We start from the raw sequence: 17598 nt of genomic DNA, 5'->3' as shown, positions 1-17598 counted from the left end.
GTCACCCCTCCTCCTTTCCGGTCTTGGTCTCACAGGCCAGCACCCAGGTACCGTCCTGGTCCATGAGCACATCGGTCATGGGCACGCCCAGCTCCCGGGCAATGATCTCCTGCACCCGGGGCCCGCAGAAGCCCCCCTGGCACCGCCCCATGCCCGCGTTGCACCGGCGCTTGATGCCGTTGATGCTGCAGGCCGGCACCGGGCTGTGCAGCGCCGCCACGATCTCCCCTTCGGTGACCGTCTCGCACCGGCAGATCACCCGGCCGAACCGGGGGTCTTTCTGAATCAATTCCGCCCGCTGTTCGGCGTTCAGCTCCCGAAAGCGGGGCACCGCCTGCCGCCGGGGGCGGAAATCCGGCTTTTCTTCCAGGGGCAGCCCCTGTTCGGCCAGCAGCCGGGCCGCATAGTCGGCGATGGCCGGGGCGCTGCTCAAGCCCGGAGAGCAGATGCCCGCCAGGTCCAGCCAGTGGGGGTGGGCCTTGCTTGTCTCGATGGCAAAGTCTCCCCGGTCGGTGTTGGCCCGGATGCCGCTGAAGTTGCGGATGTTCTGGCGCAGGTTCAGCCCCGGCACGCTCTGCAATGCCCGGCGGCGGACAAAGTCCAGGGCGTCGGCGGTGTTGCCCAGGTCCCGGCGGTCCTCCACCGCCTCGGCGTTGGGGCCCACCAGCAGGTTGCCGTGGACGGTGGGGGCCACCAGCACCCCCTTGCCCTCGGGGCCGGGGCACTGGAAGATCACCCGGCTCACCTGGTTGCCCTCGGTCTTGTCCAGCAGATAGTATTCACCCCGGTTGGGGCGCACCGTATAGTCGGGGGATTCCAGCAGGGCGCGGACCTTGTCGGCGTCCACCCCCGCCGCGTTGACCACATGCCGGGCGGCAAAGTCCCCACGGGGGGTGGTGAGCACGAAGTTCTCACCGTCCGCCTTCACGGCGGTGACCGGGCAGCGGCGGAAAAGTTCCACCCCGTTGGTGACGGCGTTTTCCAGCAAAGCCAGAGCCAGGCCCCAGGGGTCCACGATGCCCGCACTGGGTGCCAGCAGCGCTCCGGTCACCTCTTGGGACAGGTTGGGTTCCAGTTCCCGGGCCTCTGCTCCGGAAAGCAGCCGCAGCCCCGGCACCCCGTTGGCGGTGCCCCGGCGGTAGAGTTCCTCCAGCCTGGGCTGCTGGTCGGCCCCGAAGGCCAGCACCAGCGACCCGGTGCGCCGGAAGGGTACGTCCAGCTCCTCGCACAGAGGCCCCATCATCCGGTTGCCCTCCACGTTCAGCCGGGCCATGAGGGTGCCGGGCTCGGGGTCGTAGCCGGCGTGGATGATGGCGCTGTTGGCCTTGGTGGTGCCGTTGGCCACATCGTTCTGGGCTTCCAGCACCGCCACCTTCAGCGGGCAGCGGGCCAGGCGCCGGGCCACGGCCGCGCCGATGACGCCGCCGCCGATGATGATCACGTCATACATATGTTGCCTCCCGTTTTCTTACAAAAAAAGAGCAAAGCAAACACCGCGCCCTCTGGCCGGTATCTGCTTTACTCTGATCACAAGCAGTTATCCTTTTACTTTATCATACCATACTTTTGGGAACTTGCAAGAAAAATCTTTCCGACCTTCTCAGAAAGTGGTAGCGATCAAAGTCCCGGCGCTCAGTGTGGTAAAGGTATTGGTACAGGTAAACAAAGTAACGAACATCGCGTTGATAAAGCCTGCCAGGTAGGGATTCCGGGTCTTCTTATACAGGATACGGGAAATAACCGCCGCACCGAAAAGGATGGGAATAACAGTAAACAGCCAGATGGGCAGAATGCGCTCCCCTTCGGTCAAGCCGAAGAATTGGCGGGAGGTCGCATAGAAATATCCGTATTGAACTGCCACGATAACCATGCAGGCGAAGGAGTTGGCCAGTGCTTCCAGCAGGGTGTTGCCCACCTCGCCGCCAATTGTATTGTAGTTAAAACAGTTGACCGAAATGGAGTTGATCACATAGAAAGCCAGGAAGAAGGGCAGATAGCGCAGGGCAATCAGAACCTTGTCAGAACCGAACACCTTGATGCCGAACACCCAGATACGGAAATCCGTCTGGAAGAAATAGTCCGCAAAGAACACAATGCCATAAGAACACACAATGACCAGTATCGCCAGCACGATGGTTCGCCACAGCTTTTTCAGCGGCAGGCACAGACCGGTCGCAGAAGCGCTGAACCCATGGCTGCGGCCGTAAGCAAAGTAATATACCACCATCAGGATCAAGGCAAACACGCCGCACGCCAGCGACCAGACGCCAATGGTCAGTGAAGCGGTCTGGGGGAAGAATTTGGTGGTGTTGGAGTACACATGCCGCATACAGTAAATATAGCTGAATCCGGAGAACAGCATGGAAACGATCATCAAACCGAAGAACCACAGTTTGCCCGCGCCGTCCTTTACCGGAGCTGCCAGCACCTTGTCCTGCGCTTTCAGCGCCGAGAAATACTCCGTATCCAGCAGACAGATGGCGAAGCCGACCATGAACAGGAAGAAGCCCACCAGGCCAAGGGCTGTGAATGCCACCTTCACCGGCCAGATCTGATCCTGCGCCGGCAAAGCATTGGGCGCCCCCAAAGTCTGCTCAAAGAAATCAATGGCATAGCCCACACACTCACTGGAGAAAGTCACCGCAGGATGGATGCAGGTGGGGCGATAGATGACCCGCAGAGCCGTTTTGCCGTCAAAATCCCGGGTATAATACTTGCCGCCTTCCGCGGGTCCTTCAAAAGTGGAAACATCCTCGTTGAAATTCAGGAATTTCTGAGCACCCTCGGTCTCCAGGAACTGTTTGGGCGTAGTGAGCATATTGCCCGCATCGTCATACGTACCGAAATAGAAATCATCATATTCGCTGGCAATGATTCCCACGCTGCGGGTACCGTAATCACCGCTGTGGTCCCCGCCGGTATCATCCTGCCAGTCGCCCGCCTGCTGCAGAACACAGGCGATGAGAGGGGTTTCCCGTTCGTTGTCCAGAGCCACTGCCATGTTGGCTGCCGTACCGCCGCTGGAATGGCCGGTCACGCCGATACGTGCCGTATCCACATAGGGCAAACTGGCCACCATCTGTACCGCACCGTCTACACCTACAGCACCGTCATACAGACGGTCCTGGGGCAATGCTTCGGAGTTGCCGTGACCGTGGAGGTCCAGCGTCAGCACCACATACCCGCGGCGGGCCAGTTCCAGAGTGTAAGCGTCCTGCATCTCCTTGTTGTTATACCAGCCTTCCACCGTGACCACCGCGGGAGCCTTGTTTTCCGCCGTAGCGTTGGCCGGAATCCACAAGTCCGCGCTGAGCAAAGCCCCCGCCGGGCTTTCCCAGTACATTTTCTTGATGCGGATGCTGTGATTTCCGGTCTGGATCAGGGAAGATCCCACCATGCTGATCAAACACAGAACCAGTGCCACGCAGAGCCATATCCGGGCACAATTTTTCTTTTGTTTCACGATTGATTCCTCCTGTCAATTTCCATTTGCCGTTCCGTTTCAGATGCAGCGGAGACATAAAAAAACGCAAAGACAGAACCGCTTTCTGTCTTTGCGCCTGTGCTCCGTTCTCCGCGCACCTTCATTGCCCCCACTCTACCACCTTGCACAGTTTTGTGTCAATACTCAAAAAATAAATTGTCATTTTCTTACAAAAAGAAGCAATTGCTTTTAGCACAATGGCTATTTTTGTGCAAACCGCTTTACTTTTTCCGGTAAACCTGCCATAATGGGCTTGTTCACAGAGTAGGGAGTGGGACGGACGAAGGTGCGCCCCGCTTTTTTATTTGGCCGTCCTGGGGGACGGAAGGGAGTTTTGCATGGATACCCTGGAAGAAAAACGTGCCCGGCTGCTGGACTGCCCGGTGATCGCCGCCGTGAAAGACGAAGCCGGGCTGGAACAGGCGCTGCACAGCGAGTGTGAAGTGGTGTTCCTCTTGTTCGGCACCATCGTCAGCGTGCCTGTGCTGGTGGAAAAAGTCCGCCGCAGCGGCAAGCTGGCCATCGTCCACATCGACCTGGTGGAGGGCCTTTCCGCCCGGGAAGTGGCGGTGGACGCCCTGCAAAGCCTGTGCCGGCCGGACGGGGTCATCTCCACCCGGCCGCCCCTCATCCGCCGGGCCCGGCAGCTGGGTCTGCTCACGGTGCAGCGGGCCTTTATCCTGGATTCCCTGTCTTTGGACAACCTGCCCGCCCAGCTCAGCGTGGGCAAGCCGGATTTCATCGAGATTCTGCCTGGCATCATGCCCCGGGTCATTGCCGAACTGGCCCAAAAGACCGCCACCCCCATCATTGCGGGGGGCCTGGTCAAATACAAGGAAGAAGTCATGGCCGCCATCCGTGCGGGAGCGGCGGCCGTTTCCACCTCCAGCCCTGCGGTCTGGGAGATGTAACACCACGGGAGGACCCACCATGAAAAAGTATGTGATTGCCCTGGACCAGGGCACCACCAGCAGCCGCTGCATCCTGTTTGACAAGGACCAGAACATTGTGGAGCTGGCCCAGAAGGAGTTCACCCAGCAGTATCCCCACCCGGGCTGGGTGGAGCACGATCCCATGGAGATCTATTCCAGCCAGTACGGGGTGCTCATGGAGGTGCTGGCCAAAAGCGGGGTGGACGTGCAGGAGATTGCGGGCATCGGCATCACCAACCAGCGGGAAACCGCCATTGTGTGGGACAAAGAGACCGGCCGCCCGGTGCACAACGCCATCGTATGGCAGTGCCGCCGCACCGCCGCCCTGTGCGAGGAGCTGAAGCGGGACACCGCCTTCACCGACTATGTACAGCAGCGCACCGGGCTGCTCATCGACGCCTATTTTTCCGCCACCAAGATCAAGTGGATTCTGGACAACGTCCCCGGGGCCCGGCAGCAGGCGGAGGCGGGGCGGCTGCTCTTCGGCACGGTGGACACCTGGCTGATCTGGAAGCTCACCGGCGGGGCCGCCCATGTGACCGACTACACCAACGCCAGCCGCACCATGCTGTTCGACATCGAACACCTGTGCTGGGACAAGACCATCTGCGACCGGCTGGGCATTCCCATGAACATGCTGCCCGAGGTGCGCTCCTGCAGCGAGATCTACGGCACCGTAAACATCCAGGGGGTGGAGGTGCCCATCGCGGGCATTGCGGGGGACCAGCAGGCCGCCCTCTTCGGCCAGACCTGCTTTGAGGCAGGCGAGGCCAAAAACACCTACGGCACCGGCTGCTTCCTTCTGATGAACACCGGAGACAAGCTCTTCCGCAGCCGCAACGGCCTGATCACCACCATCGCTTCGGGGGTGGACGGCCGCATCCGGTACGCCCTGGAAGGCAGCGTGTTTGTGGGCGGGGCGGTGGTCCAGTGGCTGCGGGACGAACTGCACCTGATCACCGAGGCATCGGACACCGAATACTTTGCCAAAAAGGTGCCGGACAGCGCCGGGGTGTACCTGGTACCCGCCTTCACCGGACTGGGCGCCCCCTACTGGGACATGTACGCCCGGGGTGTGATGGTGGGGCTGACCCGGGGCGCCGGGCGCAACCACATCATCCGGGCGGCACTGGAGTCCATCGCCTACCAGACCGCCGACGTGCTGCAGGCCATGGAGCGGGACGCCGGGCTGCCCTTGCGGGAACTGCGGGTGGACGGCGGGGCTTCGGCCAACAACTTCCTCATGCAGTTCCAGGCCGATATCATCGGCCGCACCCTGCGCCGCCCCATGATCCGGGAAACCACCGCCCTGGGCGCGGCCTATCTGGCGGGGCTGGCCACCGGGGTGTGGCGGGACCTGGACGACATCCGCAGCCAGTGGACCCTGGACCGGCTGTACGAACCCGAGATGAGCGAAACCGACCGCACCCGTCTGCGGGCCGGCTGGCACAAGGCGGTGGAGCGGGCCCGGGGCTGGGCCGAGGACTGACTTTTTTCCACAACAGACCCGTTTTTGGTGGAAAATCCTTCCGTTTTTTCGCTAACCATCTGCTTTTTTACCGTTTCCCTGCGGGGGAACGGCTTTTTTGTTGCCAACTCCCCCGTTTTCCTATTGACAGGGGACCGACAAGGGTATATGATACATACATATGAACGAGTGCTCATATGAAAGGATGTCAGACCATGTCCATTTCCCAAGACCCCCGCGCCGCCGACGCCCTGCCGGTGTGTGACCCCGGCTGTCCCGGTGACCCCGAGGCCCTGGCCCGGGTGTGCGCCGAACTGCCCGACGACGAGGTGCTGTACGATCTGGCGGAGCTGTTCCGGATTTTCGGGGACACCACCCGCATCAAGATTCTGTACGCCCTGTTTGAGAGCGAGCTCTGCGTGGGCGACATTGCCCAGGCGGTGGGGCTTTCCCAGAGCGCGGTGAGCCACCAGCTGCGGGTGCTGAAAGCCAGCAAGCTGGTGAAGTTCCGCCGGGACGGCAAGACGGTGTTTTACAGCCTGGATGACGACCATGTGCGCAGCATGATCGCCCTGGGCATGGAACACGTGGAAGAGTAACCCGTAATTTTTCAGATAAAAGGAGAATGTATCATGCAGAAGAAATTCAACATCGAAGTGGATTGCGCCAACTGTGCCGCCAAGATCGAAACCGCCGTGAAGGCCCTGCCCGGTGTGCAGAACGCCAGCGTGAGCTTCATGACCCAGAAGATGCTGCTGGAAGCGGAAGACGGCCAGTTTGACGCCATCCTGAAGCAGGCGGTGAAGGCGGCCAAAAAGATTGAGCCGGACTTCGAGATCGAGCTGTGACATTGTCCGCGGCGGGAGGAATCATTCCATGACCAAAAAGCAGAAAAAGACGCTGCGGCGTATCCTTGTGGCGGCGGTGCTGTATGCGGCGGCGGCCGTTGTGTGCGGCGTCTTTGCCGGCCTGCCCTGGCCCGTGCAGGCGCTGTGCTACCTGATCCCCTACTTTGTCATCGGGTACGACGTACTGCGCAAGGCCGTGATGGGCGTGGTGCACGGGGAAGTGTTCGATGAAAACTTCCTGATGGCGGTGGCCACGGTGGGCGCCATGTGCCTGGGCGAATACGGCGAGGGCGTGGCCGTCATGCTCTTCTACCAGGTGGGTGAGCTGTTCCAGAGCTACGCCGTGGGCAAGAGCCGCCGCAGCATTGCGGGGCTGATGGACATCCGCCCCGACAGCGCCAATCTGGAGGAAGCCGACGGCAGTCTGCGCACCGTGGACCCGGAGGAAGTGCCGGTGGGTGCGGTGATCGTGGTGCGCCCCGGGGAGAAGATTCCCCTGGACGGCACGGTGCTGGAGGGGGAAAGCACCCTGAACACCGCCGCCCTCACCGGGGAGAGCCGCCCCCGGGCGGCCCGCCCCGGGCAGGCGGTCATCAGCGGCAGCGTGAACGGGGACGGCCTGCTGCGCGTCACCGTGACCAAGGCCTACGGCCAGTCCACCGTGGCCCGCATCCTGGACCTGGTGGAAAATTCCAGCCTGAAAAAGGCCAAGGCCGAAAACTTCATCACCAAGTTTGCCCGGTATTATACCCCCGCCGTCTGCTTTGCGGCCCTGGCCCTGGCGGTGCTGCCGCCTCTGGTGCTGGGCGGCGGCTGGGCCATGTGGGTCAAGCGGGCGCTGACCTTCCTGGTCATCTCCTGCCCCTGCGCGCTGGTCATCAGCATTCCCCTGACCTTCTTCGGGGGCATCGGCGGGGCGTCCCGCTGCGGCATTCTGGTCAAGGGCAGCAACTATCTGGAAGCCCTGGCCCACACCGGCACGGTGGTCTTTGACAAGACCGGCACCCTGACCAAGGGCGTGTTCCGGGTCAGCCGGGTCACCCCGGCCCCCGGCCACACCGAGAAGGAAGTGCTGGAGCTGGCCGCCGCGGCGGAGAGCTATTCCAGCCATCCCATCAGCAAAAGCCTGCGGGAAGCCTGCCCCGACTGCTCCCTGCGGGCGGAAGACGCCCGGGAGATTGCCGGGCAGGGCGTGTCCGCCCTGGTAAACGGCCGCCGGGTGCTGGCCGGCAACGCCAAGCTGATGCAGGCCGAGGGCATCGCCTTCATCCCCGATGACGGGGTGGGCACGGTGGTGTATCTGGCCTGCGACGGGGCGTTTCTGGGATCGGTGCTCATCGCCGACGAGGTGAAGGAGACCGCCCGCCAGGCCATGGACAGCCTGCATCGCCAGGGGGTGCGCACCGTCATGCTCACCGGCGACAGCAAAGCCGTGGCCGCCGGGGTGGCGGCCCAGCTGGGCATTGACGACTTCCACGCCGAGCTGCTGCCCGACGACAAGGTCCGCCGGGTGGAGGCGCTGCTGGCGGACAAGAGCCGGGGCAACCTGGCCTTTGCGGGGGACGGCATCAACGACGCCCCCGTGCTCATGCGGGCGGACGTGGGCATTGCCATGGGCGCTTTGGGCAGCGACGCTGCCATCGAGGCCGCCGACGTGGTGCTCATGGACGACGACCCGGCCAAGATCGGCCTGGCCATGCGGGTGGCCCGCCGGTGCATGGGCATCGTGTACCAGAACATCGTCTTTGCCCTGGGCATCAAGATTCTGTTCCTGCTGCTGGGCGCGGTGGGCATCGCCAACATGTGGTGGGCGGTGTTTGCCGATGTAGGCGTGATGGTGCTGGCGGTGCTCAACGCCACCCGGATGCTCTCCACCCGGGCCTACCGCCTGTAAAATACAACACAAAACCCCGGACCCTTACGGGCCCGGGGCCTTTTTATTTCATCTTTTCGGGGTCCTGGTAGTTGCCGTCCCCGTCCAGATATTCCAGATGCAGGTGGGTCTGGCCGTCGTTCTCACTGGGGATGGTCCCCACGGTGCCCAGCACATCCCCCTGGCGCACCTCGTCCCCGGCCTTCACCTGGGCCTTGTCCAGGCCGCAGTACCGCCAGGTGCCTCCCTCGGGGGTCTGGATCTCCGCCACCGTGCCCCACAGGGGGTCTTCGGCGGTGGTGAGCACCTTGCCCGCCGCCACCGCGTGGACCTTGTCCCCGGTTTCGGCGGCGTAGTCCGCCCCGTTGTGGGTGCGCCAGTCGCCCAGGGTTTCATTGTACACCAGCTCGCTGCCGCTGAACATCTGCACCGGCTCAGTATCCGCCGGCGAGATGGACAAGGCGGCTGAGGAGGCCGCAGAGGCGCCAGAGCCGGCCCCATCGCCGGACACTGCCCCAGACGGCTGCTGCGCCGAGGAGGACGCAGGCGACTCGGAGGGCTGTGCAGAGGGCAGCGGCACAGGCCCAGGGGTCTGCACCGGTACGTCCTCGGCGGGATTGGTAACAATGGTATCCGGCTGATTCCATGCGGCATCCTCCTCCAGGGCTTTCTGGCGTGATTCGGTCAGGTCGGCCACGTTGCGCACCACGCTGCGGATGGCCACCACCCCGGTGATGGTGGCCACCAGCAGCAGGGCCAGGCAGACCAGGTATAATCCTCTTTGCTTGAAAAATGCTTTGAAGCTGTTCATCTTCCCCCGTCCTTTGCTGCAAAATACCGGCACGGGCAGCGCCCGCGGTTTCGATTTACGGTTAGTGTGGCTCAGCAGACAAAGGTTTATACAGACAAAAGCGGCCGGCACGCAAAAGTTTTTGCGTGCCGGCCGCCCTTTCCTGTGGGGATTATTTTTTCTGGCCGTAGTAGGCATTGGGGCCGTGTTTGCGCAGGTAGTGCTTGTCCTGCAGGTACTGGGGCGCGGGCAGGGCGCCGGGGTTGACCTGCCGGGTCAGCAGGGCCATTCTGGCCACCTCCTCCAGCACCGCCCCGTGGTACACCGCCTGGGCGGCGTCCTTGCCCCAGGTGAAGGGCCCGTGGTTGCGGCAGATGACCCCCGGCACCGCCGCCGGGTCGATGTTCCGGGTGGTAAAGGTCTCCACAATGACCTTGCCGGTGTTTTTCTCGTAATCCTCCTCCAGCTCGGCGGCGCTCAGGCTGCGGGCGCAGGGCACCGGGCCGTAGAAGTAGTCGGCGTGGGTGGTGCCGTAGCAGGGAATGTCCTGCCCGGCCTGGGCCCAGGCCACGGCGTAGGGGCTGTGGGTGTGCACGATTCCCCCGATGTCCGGAAACGCCCGGTACAGTTCCAGATGGGTCCTGGTGTCGCTGGAAGGATTCAGTTCTCCTTCCACCACCGCCCCGGTGGCCAGGTCCACCACCACCAGGTCGGCGGGGGTCAGCTCCTCATAGGCCACCCCCGACGGCTTGATGACCATGAGCCCTTTTTCCCGGTCCACCCCGGACACATTGCCCCAGGTGAAGGTGACCAGCCCCAGGCGGGGCAGTTCCATGTTGGCCGCATAGACCTGGCTGCGCAGTTTTTTCAGCATGGCGTTTCTCCTTATTGTTCTTCCGGCGGGCAGACATCCTCCTGCCCCAGGTTGAAGTAGTCGGGCAGGAAGAGGAAGTTGCCGGTGCTGCCGGGCAGACGTTCGAAATGGGCTTCGGGGTCCACCGCCGTCCAGGCATCGATGGCCTTGGATGGCTGGGTGGGGTCCCGCCGGATGTTCACGTTGGTGCGGGGCTCCTCAAAATAGCTGAACAGGATGTCCTCATGCAGGGAGATGAACTGGTACTTGTCCCCCAGCAGAAGACCTTCCTGCACAATGGCAAAATGGTGGTAGCAGTATTCGAACATGGTTTCGTGCTTGAGCAGAGCGATGCGTCCCCGCCGCCGTTCCGGCCGCACCGGACGGCGCCAGTCGGCCTCCCCCTGGGGCAGGTTGTGCCAGTAGATGGGATACATGGCCGCCCAGGGGGTGGTCTCCTCCTTTTCCGGCCAGCGGGCCAGCAGGGGTTCCAGCGGCGCCATAAAGCTTTCGGGGCCGCAGGGTTCGCCCAGGGCTTCATAATACAAAAACAGCTGCCGGCCGTAATAGTACAGGGCCGCGGTCATCAGCCGCCCTTCCCGGATTTCCCGGGCGGCGTTCTCCTTGCAGGCGGCCAGGGCGGCCTGCCGGGCCGCCTCGTCCCCGCCGTCCAGCCGGCCCCGCCACTCAAACCGATAGACGGGACGGTTGCTTTTCACATCCGTTTCCTTCATATGGTCTTCTCCTCCATTTCCACCTGGGCGTCCAGGCAGTCTTCCAGGCAGGTCACCCGCCCGCTCCAGTCGGAATCCCCCCGGGCACGCACCCGGCAGTTCCTCACCTGCAGGCCGTGCACGCTGCGGGCGTACAGGGCGGGAATCTCGTGGGGATACACATGCCGGGCGGAGGGCTGCTCATCGAACAGTCCGCCGGGCTGAGTGCCCTGATGGCGCATGGTCAGGTCCAGGTCCTCCAGCGAGATGTTCTCCAGCGGGCAGTCGGCCTCCCCGGCCAGGAAGACGCAGCTTTCGGCGGTCAGGGTCAGATGATCCACGCTCACGTTGCGGATCACCCCGGGGAAGTTGTCCCGCCCGGCCCGGCGGGTGGCGCTGACAAAGACCGGTTCGCCCTTGCCCCACCAGCCCGGCGCCCCGGGCACCGTGTACCGGTCGGCGTAGCGGCGCACCGCCCCCACCAGGTGGTGGATGCGGATGTTTTCCACCGTGCCGCCGTCCCGCACCCAGATGCCCACAGCCCGGGAGCAGTCATCCACCACGCAGTCCCCGAAGGTGATGTTCCGGATGTCGCCCCAGGTCTCGGTGCCGATCTTGAGAGCGGAGTCCCGGGAATGGAGCACGCAGTTGGTGATGGTGATGTTGCGGCTGGGACCGTAGCGGCGGGTCATGGGGCCGGTGGCCTTGACCACGATGGCGTCGTCCCCGGTGTGGATGATGCACCCGCTGATGACCACGTCCTGGCAGCAGTCCGGGTCGATGCCGTCGTTGTTGGCGCCCCGGTCATCGTTGAGGATGCGGATGTCCCGGATGCGCACCCGCTTGCACCCCGCCATGTGCAGGGTCCAGAAGGCGGCGTCCTTGAGGGTGACGTCGCAGACGGTGAAGTCGGTGATGTTCTCGAACAGCATCATCCGGGGGCGGAACTCCGCTGCTACCTTGGGGCATTCGTGGAAGCCGTTGTCCTCGTCCTTGTCAAAAAAGACCTTGTCCCCCTGGCCGTCGATGGTGCCATTGCCGGAGATGGTCACGTTGTGGGCGCCGCAGGCCCCCAGAAAGAACCCGCCGCCCCAGCCGTCCATATCGTTGTCGGCGTCGGCGCTGCGGAAGGGCTGGATATCCTCCGGCCGCAGGCTGGACAGCAGCACCGCCCCGCTTTGCAGGTGCAGTTCCACGTTGGATTTGAGCAGCACACTGCCGCTGAGGAACCGTCCCGCCGGAATGATTACCCGGCCGCCACCGGCATCACAGGCGGCGTCCACCGCCTGCTGGATGGCCGGGGCGTTGTTGGTGGTGCCATCCGGGCGGGCGCCGTAGTCCAGAATGTTGAAATCAGCCATGACAAACCTCCGTACAGTAAGATTGAAGCGGGGTTCACATCTTGGGCGGTGTGAGCCATCCGCTGTATTTCAGGATGGATGTTTTGGGATTGTTGCCGGCGGCGGCCCGCCAGCGGCTGGGGCTGGTGCCCATCTCGGCCTGGAAGTGGCGGTTGAAGCTGGACAGGGACAGAAACCCCACCTGGCTGGAGATGGACAGGATGGACGCATCGCTCATGCGCATGAGGGAACAGGCCTTGAGAATGCGGGTGCGGTTGAGGAATTCCAGCGGTCCCACATTCATCAGTTCCTTGAACACCTTGCGGAAATGGGACTGGCTCATCCCGCACATTTCCGCCAGGGTCTCGATGGGGAAATCCTCCATGTAATGGTGGTAGATGTATTCCAGCGCAGGGGCCACCGGGATGGTACCGGCCATGTTGGCGCTGCCCTGCCGGGCGTTGATGCGCATGAGCTCGATGAGGAAGGTCAGTATCAGTCCCCGCACGCTGACCTGGTAGTTCATCTGTTTTTCTTCCATCTCCCGCAGCATGGCCCGCACCAGCGCCTGCACCTGGGGGTATTCCTCCGGGGACAATATGTAATAATGTCCCTGCAGCACCTGCTGCAGCAAAGCGGTGTTGGGGATGGCCTCCGGCGGAAAGAAGGGCCGTTCCAGCTCGGTGGGGTCCAGGTGGAGGTAGCTCCACTTGCTGGCGGTGCCGGGGTCCGACCAGGTGGTGTGCAAGACGTCCCCGGCAATGACGGTCACGTCCCCGGCGTGGAAGGCCCGTTCCTCCCCCTGGAAGGCCAGGATCCCGCCGTCGCTTTCGCACAGCCCGATTTCCAGGCAGTTGTGAAAGTGCAGTACTCCCGCCGGTTTGTCTGAAATTCTCCAATGTTCCCCGGTGAGGATCTGGATAGGAAAATGAGCCGGCAGCTCATAGTTGCGGTACTCGATGACGGTTTTGGGATGCCTTGCCATGGCACACCTCCTTCTGCTGTTTTCGGGGTTTGGCGCCGCCATACGGCGGAGCGATTGGCCCCATTATACCCCCGGATGGAACAAAATGCCAGTCCAATTTATCAAAAACGGCGATTTGTGTGTATATCCCACAAAGAAATGCACATTCGCTTGTGCGCTACCGCTAAAAATATTGAAATATTTCTTCCGTATATGCACATTTTTTGCCGATCAATAGACTTTTGTCTTTTATGACAAAAGGGTTAATAATCGAAATTGCATAGTTTTTGTCAAAAAAAGCCAAGATTCCGCACTTGTGATTGTGCATAATAAATTCAGACAAATTCGAAAATTTGTGGACAGCTTGACCCACAAATTCCAAAAGACAGGAGGAAATGAGATGCCGTTCGCCAAAAGCAAACCGGCGGAAGCCCTTCCGCTGCAAAAAAAGGGCGCGCTGTTCTACTTCAAGCGCGACTGGCAGTTGTACGCCTTGATGCTGCTGCCCATGGTCTTCATCATCGTATTCAAGTATCTGGCCTACACCGGCCTGTCGGTCTCCTTCCTTGATTACAAGGTGGCCCGCGGCTACGCCGGCAGCGAGTTTGTGGGACTGGAAATTTTTGAAAAAGTCTTCAACCACCGCGACTTCGGCAAGGCCGTTTTCAACACCCTGCTGCTGAACATCCTGGATTTGATTTTCAGCTTCCCCATGCCCATCATCCTGGCATTGATGCTCAATGAAATCCGGGTCAAGTGGTTCAAGCGCACCACCCAGACTTTGCTGTATCTGCCCCACTTCCTTTCCTGGGTGGTCATCGGCGCCACCGCCTACCAGATGTTCACCACCGGCACCGGCATCATCAACGTGCTGATCACCAACGCCGGCGGTTCCGACATTCCCTTCCTGCAGGAAGACGGCTGGTGGCTGTTTACTTACGTGGTCATCGGCATCTGGCAGACCATGGGCTGGGGCACCATCATCTACCTGGCCGCCATCACCAACGTCAACGCCGAACTGTACGAAGCCGCCAAGGTGGACGGCGCCAACCGCTGGCAGCAGTGCCTGCACGTCACCCTGCCCTGCATCCGCTCCACCATCGTGGTCATGCTGATCATGCAGCTGGGCAAGCTGATGGGCGGCAGCTTCGAACGTGTGCTGGCTTTGTCCAACGCCAAAGCCACCGAATTCACCACCACCATCCCGGTTCTGGTTTACCGCTGGTTCCAGTCCAACAAATTCAGCGAATCCACCGCCCTGGGCCTGTTCCAGTCGGTGATCGGCCTGATCCTGGTTCTGGTTTCCGACCGTGTGGCCAAGAAGCTGGGCGAAGGCGGACTGCTGTAAGAAAGGAGGAAGCCGCATGAACACATCCACCCCCGAAGCGATTCCCGTGCGTAAGAAGCCCTGGACCAAGGCCCGCGTGCTGGATCTCATCGTCGACTTTCTGTGCATGGCCGTGGTGGCCATCGCCTCTTTGAGCTGCATCCTCCCCTTCATCAACATTCTGGCCAAGTCCTTGAGCGACAACGCCTATGTGGCCGCCCACCGCGTGGTGCTCTGGCCCATGAGCGACACCGGCATCAACCTGGAAGCGTACAACCGCGTGTTCCACGATTCCTCCATCATCACTTCTCTGTGGGTCACCATCGAGGTCACCGTCATCTTCACCGCCATCGGCATGTTCCTGACCATCTGCGCTTCCTACGCCCTGACCCGCCCCGAGCTGCGCGGCCGCAAGGTCATGACCTTCATGATCATGTTCACCATGTACTTCACCGCCGGCACCATCCCCGACTACTTGCTGATGAGCGAGATGCACATGCTGGACACCATCTGGTGCCTGATCCTGCCCCTGTGCTTTGCCCCCTACAACCTGCTCATCATGAAGAACAACTTCCAGGGTTCCATCCCCGAAAGCCTGATTGAGTCCGCCCGCCTGGACGGCGCCAGCCACTTCACCATCCTGGGCCGCATCGTGGTGCCGCTGTCCAAGCCCATCATCGCCACCATCGCCCTGTTCTACGCGGTGGGCCGCTGGAACGCCTACTCCGACGCCTTGTACTACATCAAGCAGCGGGTGGACCTGCGCCCCTTGCAGCTGAAACTGTACTACCTGATCGTGGCCGCCAGCGAAAGCTTCCAGTCCGAAGGTATCTCTTCCACCGTCATGACCAACCCCGACGTGCTGCAGGCCGCCTGCATCATCTTCGCCGCCGTGCCCATCATCTGCGTGTACCCCTTCCTGCAGAAATACTTTGTCCAGGGCACCATGGTGGGCGCCGTCAAGGGCTGATCTTCTTTCCGGAAACCGCCGGGTTTCCTGCCCGGCTTCTATAGGTTCTCTTTTTCAAGTTCAAGTATAAGGAGGAAAACAATGCAAAACACATGGAAAAAGGCAGCCGCTTTGCTGATGGCCGCCGCAATGTCCACCACCCTGCTGGCCGGCTGCGGCGGTTCGGGCGACTCCACCGCCACAAGCACTAGCACCGGCACCGACAGCAGCGCCACCAGTGAAACCAGCACCGAATCCACCGGTTCCTACACCGATTATTCGGCCGGTTTCCCCGAGCGGGTCACCCTGCAGATCCCGGTCTATGACCGCGGCTTCGAAAACTGGGACGTGACCAACAACTACTACACCCAGTGGGTGCAGCAGGAATTCGGTGAAAAGTACAACGTGGATGTGCAGTTTGTGGCCATCTCCCGTACCAACGAAGTCACCGACTACATGCAGATGATCGCCGCCGGCACCGCCCCCGACATCATCATGCACTACGACATGCCCCAGGCCGTTGCCTACTATGACCAGGGCGCTCTGCAGACCATCGATTACGACGAAGTGGCTTTCTACGCCCCCACCTACTGGGAGAAGATGAAGGACACCATCGAGACCTACGGCACCGTGAACGACGACAAGGCCTTCATCTTTGCCGAGCGTGATCCCATCTACTACAACTACGTCACCCTGATCCGCAAAGACTGGTGCGACCAGGTGGGCATGGCCGTTCCCACCACCTGGGAAGAGCTCAACGCCGTAGCCGACGCCTGGAAAGAAGCCGGCCTGGGCACCATCAACCATGAGCTGATCACCAAGTCCTTCACCTACTTCTATCCCTGGATCGAAGCCGACTCCGCCGCCAACCAGGAAGAACTGGCCCTGTATCTGGACCTGAACGTGGCCCCCTTCACCTGGAGCGCCACCGAAAACTATCTGCGCGCCATGAACGAGCAGTACAACAACGGTGAGCTGGATCCCAACTTCTACCTGACCACCGACGACACCATGGAAAAGAGCAAGTTCGTGTCCGGTGAATGCGGCACCTACAGCTTCTACATCTCCAACGGCACCGACGCCATCTCCAGCCTGCTGGCCAACTTCCCCGACGCCGAAGTGGCCGTGCTGAACTCCACCCCGCCCATCGTGGCCGACGGCTACACCCCGTACTACTACGAGTATCCTTCCTACGGCATGATCATGGGCATCAACGCCGACAGCACCGATGAAGAGCGCGCCGCCGTTTACATGTATCTGGAATGGCTGAGCCAGCCCGAAAACCTGACCTTCATGCAGTACGGCGTGGAAGGTGAAACCTACACCGTCAACGAGAACGGCATCAACGCCCTGGTCACCGACTACACCGGCGAATCCGCCCTGTCCCAGAACCAGAACAAGGACTACTGGTGCCTGGTTGTGGAATCCATCAGCTATGGCGACGAAGCCAAGGATCTGGAATCCAACAAGTTGACCCTGGCCCCCGCCGGCTATGAAGACCTGATCCAGCAGTCTTACGACATGTGCAAGGCCAACGAGAGCAACGGCCTGATCAGCCCCATCTTCACCAGCGTGGTGGAATCCAGCAGCGACTACACCGCCGACCTGACCAGCCTGTGGCAGGAAGCCTACGTTGCCTGCATCACCTGCGCCCCCGAAGAGTTTGATTCCCTGTACGCCGAATACAGCCAGGAATACCTGGATGCCGGCTACCAGGAAATTCTGGACGAGAAGCAGGCTCTGATCGACGCCGGTTCCGTCATCTATCCCCAGTAAATCTTTGACCCGATAAAGCGGCAGATACGCCGTCTGCGCGCGGGGCTGCTGAAAAAGCGGCCCCGCGCCCTTATTTGTCTTGTTCCTTTCCTCCGTGCATTTTATAATGAAAGGGCCCCAAATCTACATATACCGAAAAGGAGATTGGCAAAATGGCCGGATTGATTTTTGATAAAGAACAGATTGAAAAGACGATGGACGCCATTGTGGAGCGCACCATGCGCATGGACATGACCTGGGACTGGCCCTGCGGCGTGGCCTATTACGGCATCTGTGAAGCC

15 protein-coding genes are annotated in these 17598 nt (G+C 61.4%); 8 read left to right on the top strand and 7 right to left on the bottom strand.

The window, feature by feature from the left end; translation table 11 throughout:
* Nucleotide 1 precedes the first annotated feature (1 nt).
* Together H6B15_RS11410 and H6B15_RS11405 are read right to left on the bottom strand one after the other, a co-directional pair.
* Complete coding sequence (locus tag H6B15_RS11410) at nucleotides 2-1450, bottom strand: NAD(P)/FAD-dependent oxidoreductase (RefSeq protein WP_204648120.1); 1449 nt, start codon at nucleotides 1448-1450, stop codon at nucleotides 2-4.
* Between the two features lie 150 nt (nucleotides 1451-1600).
* The gene (locus H6B15_RS11405; protein WP_204648119.1) at nucleotides 1601-3463 is read right to left on the bottom strand and encodes an alpha/beta fold hydrolase; all 1863 of its coding nucleotides are present in this window, start codon (nucleotides 3461-3463) and stop codon (nucleotides 1601-1603) included.
* 359 nt (nucleotides 3464-3822) lie between these two features.
* On the opposite strand from H6B15_RS11405, the gene H6B15_RS11400 reads away from it, so the two are divergent.
* From H6B15_RS11400 to H6B15_RS11380, 5 genes are all read left to right on the top strand, one after another.
* Nucleotides 3823-4395 carry a glycerol-3-phosphate responsive antiterminator gene (locus tag H6B15_RS11400; RefSeq protein ID WP_243424396.1) on the top strand — a complete coding sequence of 191 codons (573 nt, stop codon included), beginning with the start codon at nucleotides 3823-3825 and terminating at the stop codon, nucleotides 4393-4395.
* 19 nt (nucleotides 4396-4414) lie between these two features.
* Nucleotides 4415-5905 (top strand): glycerol kinase GlpK, encoded by a 1491-nt coding sequence (gene glpK / locus H6B15_RS11395; RefSeq protein ID WP_204648118.1) that lies wholly within the window; start codon nucleotides 4415-4417, stop codon nucleotides 5903-5905.
* Nucleotides 5906-6099: 194 nt separating this feature from the next.
* Nucleotides 6100-6483: an ArsR/SmtB family transcription factor gene (locus H6B15_RS11390; RefSeq protein WP_204648117.1), complete on the top strand. Its 384-nt coding sequence runs from the start codon at nucleotides 6100-6102 to the stop codon at nucleotides 6481-6483.
* Between the two features lie 33 nt (nucleotides 6484-6516).
* Nucleotides 6517-6732: a cation transporter gene (locus H6B15_RS11385; protein ID WP_204648116.1), complete on the top strand. Its 216-nt coding sequence runs from the start codon at nucleotides 6517-6519 to the stop codon at nucleotides 6730-6732.
* Between the two features lie 28 nt (nucleotides 6733-6760).
* Entirely contained in the window at nucleotides 6761-8626 is a 1866-nt protein-coding gene (locus H6B15_RS11380; RefSeq protein WP_204648115.1) for a heavy metal translocating P-type ATPase, read from the top strand.
* Nucleotides 8627-8669: 43 nt separating this feature from the next.
* Here the strand turns inward: H6B15_RS11380 and H6B15_RS11375 are convergent, their stop codons facing one another.
* From H6B15_RS11375 to H6B15_RS11355, 5 genes are all read right to left on the bottom strand, one after another.
* Nucleotides 8670-9416 (bottom strand): M23 family metallopeptidase, encoded by a 747-nt coding sequence (locus H6B15_RS11375; protein ID WP_204648114.1) that lies wholly within the window; start codon nucleotides 9414-9416, stop codon nucleotides 8670-8672.
* A gap of 151 nt (nucleotides 9417-9567) precedes the next feature.
* Nucleotides 9568-10269, bottom strand: coding sequence for an L-ribulose-5-phosphate 4-epimerase (locus H6B15_RS11370; RefSeq protein WP_275951002.1), 702 nt, complete (start codon nucleotides 10267-10269; stop codon nucleotides 9568-9570).
* Nucleotides 10270-10280: 11 nt separating this feature from the next.
* Nucleotides 10281-10982, bottom strand: a complete 702-nt coding sequence (locus H6B15_RS11365) for a hypothetical protein (protein ID WP_204648113.1) — start codon at nucleotides 10980-10982, stop codon at nucleotides 10281-10283.
* Nucleotides 10979-12322, bottom strand: a complete 1344-nt coding sequence (locus H6B15_RS11360; protein WP_204648112.1) for a glycoside hydrolase family 28 protein — start codon at nucleotides 12320-12322, stop codon at nucleotides 10979-10981. The genes H6B15_RS11365 and H6B15_RS11360 overlap by 4 nt, the downstream gene beginning before the upstream one ends.
* 34 nt (nucleotides 12323-12356) lie before the next feature.
* Nucleotides 12357-13286, bottom strand: a complete 930-nt coding sequence (locus tag H6B15_RS11355; protein WP_204648111.1) for an AraC family transcriptional regulator — start codon at nucleotides 13284-13286, stop codon at nucleotides 12357-12359.
* A gap of 379 nt (nucleotides 13287-13665) precedes the next feature.
* Here H6B15_RS11355 and H6B15_RS11350 point away from each other — a divergent pair, with 379 nt between their 5' ends.
* From H6B15_RS11350 to H6B15_RS11340, 3 genes are all read left to right on the top strand, one after another.
* On the top strand, nucleotides 13666-14613 hold the full coding sequence (locus H6B15_RS11350; RefSeq protein WP_204648110.1) for an ABC transporter permease: 948 nt from the start codon (nucleotides 13666-13668) through the stop codon (nucleotides 14611-14613).
* Nucleotides 14614-14629: 16 nt separating this feature from the next.
* A complete protein-coding gene (locus H6B15_RS11345; protein ID WP_204648109.1) occupies nucleotides 14630-15562 on the top strand; it encodes a carbohydrate ABC transporter permease in 933 nt (310 codons plus the stop codon).
* An 81-nt stretch (nucleotides 15563-15643) separates the two neighbouring features.
* Entirely contained in the window at nucleotides 15644-17317 is a 1674-nt protein-coding gene (locus H6B15_RS11340) for an extracellular solute-binding protein (RefSeq protein WP_204648108.1), read from the top strand.
* Nucleotides 17318-17598: the final 281 nt, after the last annotated feature.

Source organism: Gemmiger formicilis (assembly GCF_016900095.1).
Classification (GTDB): Bacteria; Bacillota; Clostridia; order Oscillospirales; family Ruminococcaceae; genus Gemmiger; species Gemmiger formicilis_A.
The sequence above is the reverse complement of the archived record's forward strand: the minus strand, read 5'-3'. Positions and strand labels throughout refer to the sequence as shown.